Consider the following 4471-nt stretch of genomic DNA (forward strand, 5'->3'; position numbering starts at 1 on the left):
GCTCCCCCGCAGGGGAACAGCCGCCGTCGAACGCTTATGCAGGCTACTTGGAGTCCGCCGACACAGATTCCTTGTTTGCAGCCTTGCTGGCCTCGGCCACCGGCTTTTCAGCGGCGGGCGCGGCGGGTGCTGCGGCCGGCTTGGGCGCCGGCGTCGCAGCGGCCACAAAAGCGCCGCGCGGGTTGTCGAGGTCGATCAGCTGGGTCGTGTCGCGGCCCATAAAGAAGGCGAGGATCCAGCCGAAGATGACGCGGACCTTGCGTTCCACGGTCGGCATTGCCAGGCCGTGGTAGCCGCGGTGCGCCAGCCAGGCCAGCGGGCCCTTGAGTCCGATGCGGCCCAGAAGGTTGATGTTGGCAACACCCTTCCACTCGCCGAAACCGGCGACGGCGCCCAGGTTCTTGTGCTTGTAGTCCTTGAGCTCCTTGTCCCAGCGGGAGGCCCACAGGTTCTTGGCCAGGCGCTTGGCCTGGCGGAGCGCGTGCTGGGCGTTCGGGACACAGGTGCCGTCCGGCAGGCCGTTGCCCGTGAGGTCCGGCACGGCCGCGACGTCGCCGGCGGCCCAGGCGTTCTCAATGATGCCTTCGTCGCCGGCGATGCGCAGGTCCGCGAGGACACGGACGCGGCCGCGGGGCTCAAGCGGGAAGTCGGTGGAACGGACCATCGGGTTGGCCTGCACGCCGGCAGTCCAGACCAGGGTGTCGGCCTGGAACTCCTGGGCGGCGGTCTTGTCCGGGAGGTTGATGAGCTTCAGGGTGCCCTCGGCGCTGTCCAGCGAGGTGTTGAGCAGGACTTCGATGCCGCGGCTGCGCAGGTGCTCGACGACCCACTCGGCCTGGCTTGCGGTGACCTCGGGCATGATGCGTCCCATGGCCTCAACCAGGACGAAGCGGACTTCCTCCTGGTTGACGCGGGGGTTGTTCTTGACCGCGGCGCGGGCGAGGTCTTCCATTTCGGTGATGCACTCGATGCCGGCGAAGCCGCCGCCGACAACCACGAAGGTCAGGGCGCGGGCGCGTTCGGCCGGGTCGGTCATGAGCGAGCCGGCCTCGATCCGGTCGAGGACCTTGTTGCGCAGCGCAACGGCTTCCTCGATGGTCTTGAGGCCGATGCCCTTGTCCGCGAGTCCCTTGATCGGGAAGGTGCGGGTGATCGCGCCGGCCGCCACCACGACGTCGAAGTAGGGAACCTCAAAGTTGTCGCCGCCGTCAGCCGGGGCAACCACGGCCGTGCGGTTTACGTGGTCGATCGAGGTGACGCGGCCCTGGATGAGCTCGGTCTGCTTGAGGTGCTGGCGGTGCGAGACGACGGCGTGGCGTGCCTCGATGTTGCCGCCGGCAACTTCGGGGAGGAAGGGCTGGTAGGTCATGTAAGGCAGGGGATCAACGACGGTGACGATGCCACCGGCGTTCGCGATCTTCTTCTGCAGTTTGAGGGCTACGTACAGGCCGACGTACCCGCCGCCGACGACGAGTACCCTGGGACGGTCCTGGAGCTGAGGGGAGGATGCCATTCCCCAAGAATACCGCACTTTGTGAAAAACTTCACTAACTACGGGTTCCCGGTGGAATCCACCGAATCGAGTACGCCGGTGTCCGGGTTTCCCGGCCCGTCGGGGCTGCCCGGCGGGACCGTGCGTACCGCACGGCGGAGCTGGAAGACGGCGGCCCCCACGATGCACAGGAACAGTCCGCCGAAGCCCAGCACCACCATCGCCGGCACGGCGCTGTCCAGCTCGGACGGGGGCTCCGCGACCGGGACGGTGGCCTCCGGGAGGGTGGGGGCGGCGCTGGAGGGGGGCGCCGAGGCGGTGCCGGGCGACGTGGCCAGGTTGCCCCGCCGGTGGACGCGGATCCAGTCTGAAATGGAGCCCAGCGGATTGATCCGGGTTTCGGGCACGTCGGCCTTGAGCGCGGCCTCGGCGTTGAGGACCCCGAACCCGTACAAGGGGTCCTTCCCCGGGGCGCCGGCGTCCTTCGCGGTGCTGACGATTCTGTTGATGACCTGGCTCGCGGTCATTTCCGGCCATTTGGAGCGGATCAGGGCCGCGACGCCAGCCACGATGGGGGTGGCGCCCGAGGTGCCGGCCCATTCCGCGTAACCGCCGCCGGGCAAGCCCCCGATCAGATTCTCCGCCGGTGCCGCGACGCCGATGCTGATGCCCTGGGATGAGGAATCGATGCTGGCTGTTCCCTTGCGGTCCAGCCCGGCGACGGTCAGGACGCCGGGGATGGTGGCCGGGGCGCCGACCTGGACGTTGCCTCCCCCGCGGTTGCCCGCGGCGGCGACGATCACCACGTCCTTTTGCTCGGCGTACAGGAAGGCTGCGTCCCAGCTTTGCGGCCACTCCGGCGAGGTGCTGCCGAGTGAGATGTTGATGACGCGGGCACCGTTGTCGACGGCCCAGCGGACGGCCTGCGGGATCTGGTCCTGGTCGGTCTTGCCGCCGGGGTTCGCCGATCCGAGCCAGGTCGAGACGGAGAGCAGCTGTGCTTCGGGGGCCACGCCCACGATGCCGTCCGGACCGACCGACGGGCCGGCGCCGGGCGTGGGCTTGGCCGTGGAATCGGCGGGCTGGTGGCCGCGGCCTGCCAGCATGGTGGCGACGAGGGTTCCGTGCTCGGGTTTCGCGCCGATGCTCTTCTGGCCGTCCGGTGCCCCGGCGCCGGAGATGTCGACGCCGCCGGCGAGTACGCCGGCGAGGTCGGGGTGTTTACCATCCACACCGCTGTCGATCACGGCGATCTTGACGTTGGCGCCCTTGGAGACTTCCCAGGCCTTGGTGATGCCGGATTCGGCAAGCCAGTATTCCTTGTCGCGCCAAGCGTCGGCGTGCGCGGCGGGGGCGGCGGTCAGGGCGGCCGCCAACGTGCTTCCCGCAAGGGCCAAGGCCATCAACGCGGAGGCGGTCCGGCGGCGCCGGGCTGTTGCTCTGGTCATTCGGGTCCGATCGGCGGGGCACCAGGGTGCTGAGGAAACGGGGCGTGCTGCGTTTTGGTGGCGCTGCGGAACGCCGGGAGGGCTCTGGGCGGGAGCTGGTGGCCGGGCGCCGGCTGGCGGGGCGTCTGGCTGACGCAGTCCAGCCGGACTGCCGCCTAGCTGATACTCAAGGCAATTCCGTCAAGAATATCGTGTTCGCTGGTGACGGCCGTCGCGACCCTGCCGTCCGTCGCCCAGGACAGCCGCTCCGTGATGCGCCGCCAGACGAGGGCTCCCGCTCCGATCACGTCCACCCGGCCCGGGTGCATGTAGGGCAGGGCGGCCCGTTCCGCGTGGGACATCTCCAGCAGTTCGGTGCACGCCCGCCGCACCGCGTCGAGCGACAGTTCCGTGCCGTGGATCGCCGCGGCGGAGTATTCCGGCAGTGCGAGGGCGTGGGCAGTGATCGTGGTGATGGAACCGGCCACCCCGACGACGGCGGCGACGCGGTCCAGCGGGACCGTCCGGGCCGCCTCGTCGATGGCCGCGTCGACGTCGGCCTCGGCGGCGGCGATCTGTTCTGCCGTGGGCGGGTCGCTGCGCAGGTGGCGTTCGGTCATCCGGACACAGCCGATGTCGACGCTCCTGGCGGCGATGACGCCGTCGGCGTTGCCCAGCACGAACTCCGTGCTGCCGCCGCCGAGGTCCACCACGAGGACGGGGTCCTCGCCGCGGGAGGGCAGGACGCTGCTGGCGCCGGCGAAGGACAGGGCGGCCTCATTGTCCCCGGTGATGACCTCGGGCTCGACGCCGAGGAGCTCGCGGATGCCGTCGACGAAGACCTGCCGGTTGCGGGCGTCGCGGGTGGCGGAGGTCGCGACAAAGCGCACCCTGCTGGCCGCGTGGTGCCGGATCTGCCCGGCGTAGTCCGCGGCGGCGGCGAAGGTCCGGTCCAGGGCCTCCTGGGCGAGTTCGCCGGTGGCGTCCACGCCCTGGCCGAGTCGGACGACCCGCATTTCGCGGACGACGTCCTTCAGCCGGGGCACCGCACCGTCCGTTTCCACGTCGGCGATGAGCAGGCGGATCGAGTTGGTGCCGCAGTCGACGGCGGCGACGCGGGTCATTTGCCCGCTCCGCTGGTGCCGGCGCTTCCGGCGTCGGAGTCGCCGCCGGGCTCCTGGCTGCGTGCCTTGCGGACCGGGGCCGGGCGGCCCACGATCTCCGGGAGCCCCTGCGGGCCGTGCCTGCTGAGGTCCAGCGAGGGGGCCTCTCCGCCGGTGTTCCAGGCGCCGTCGCAGTAGCAGCGGTCCTTGGTCCACCATGCGTCGATGGCTGCGATCGCCTCGTCGCCGAGCGGGTTCACACCGGGTCCGGCAGCGAGTCCATGGCCCACCAGGACGTGCAGGCATTTGACGCGGGCGGGCATGCCGCCGGCGGAGATGCCGTCAATTTCGGGCACGGCGCCGATTCCGGACCGGGCGCCGATCTCTGCCCGGGACGCGAGATAGGCCTCGTGGGCGGCCCGGTAGTCCGCTGCCAGCGCCTCGTCCCC

Annotated in this window: 4 protein-coding genes; all 4 read right to left on the minus strand. The window is 70.4% G+C overall.

Annotation, left to right across the window (positions count from 1 at the left end):
* Window positions 1–43 precede the first annotated feature (43 nt).
* Window positions 44–1513: an NAD(P)/FAD-dependent oxidoreductase gene (locus K789_RS0107095; protein ID WP_024366156.1), complete on the minus strand. Its 1470-nt coding sequence runs from the start codon at window positions 1511–1513 to the stop codon at window positions 44–46.
* A 38-nt stretch (window positions 1514–1551) separates the two neighbouring features.
* Complete coding sequence (locus K789_RS0107100; protein ID WP_024366157.1) at window positions 1552–2940, minus strand: S8 family serine peptidase; 1389 nt, start codon at window positions 2938–2940, stop codon at window positions 1552–1554.
* Window positions 2941–3095: 155 nt separating this feature from the next.
* Complete coding sequence (locus tag K789_RS0107105; RefSeq protein ID WP_024366158.1) at window positions 3096–4043, minus strand: Ppx/GppA phosphatase family protein; 948 nt, start codon at window positions 4041–4043, stop codon at window positions 3096–3098.
* On the minus strand, window positions 4040–4471 hold a 432-nt coding region (locus tag K789_RS0107110; RefSeq protein ID WP_024366159.1), incomplete at its 5' end, for a DUF501 domain-containing protein. The genes K789_RS0107105 and K789_RS0107110, both read right to left, overlap by 4 nt.

The sequence above is a fragment of the Arthrobacter sp. TB 26 genome (genome assembly GCF_000427315.1).
Taxonomy (GTDB): Bacteria; Actinomycetota; Actinomycetes; order Actinomycetales; family Micrococcaceae; genus Arthrobacter.

Excerpts from the sequence above, each read along its gene's own strand:
- K789_RS0107095 (WP_024366156.1), bottom strand. The coding sequence starts at position 1,513 with ATGGCATCCTCCCCTCAGCTCCAGGACCGTCCCAGGGTACTCGTCGTC.
- K789_RS0107100 (WP_024366157.1), bottom strand. The coding sequence starts at position 2,940 with ATGACCAGAGCAACAGCCCGGCGCCGCCGGACCGCCTCCGCGTTGATG.
- K789_RS0107105 (WP_024366158.1), bottom strand. The coding sequence starts at position 4,043 with ATGACCCGCGTCGCCGCCGTCGACTGCGGCACCAACTCGATCCGCCTG.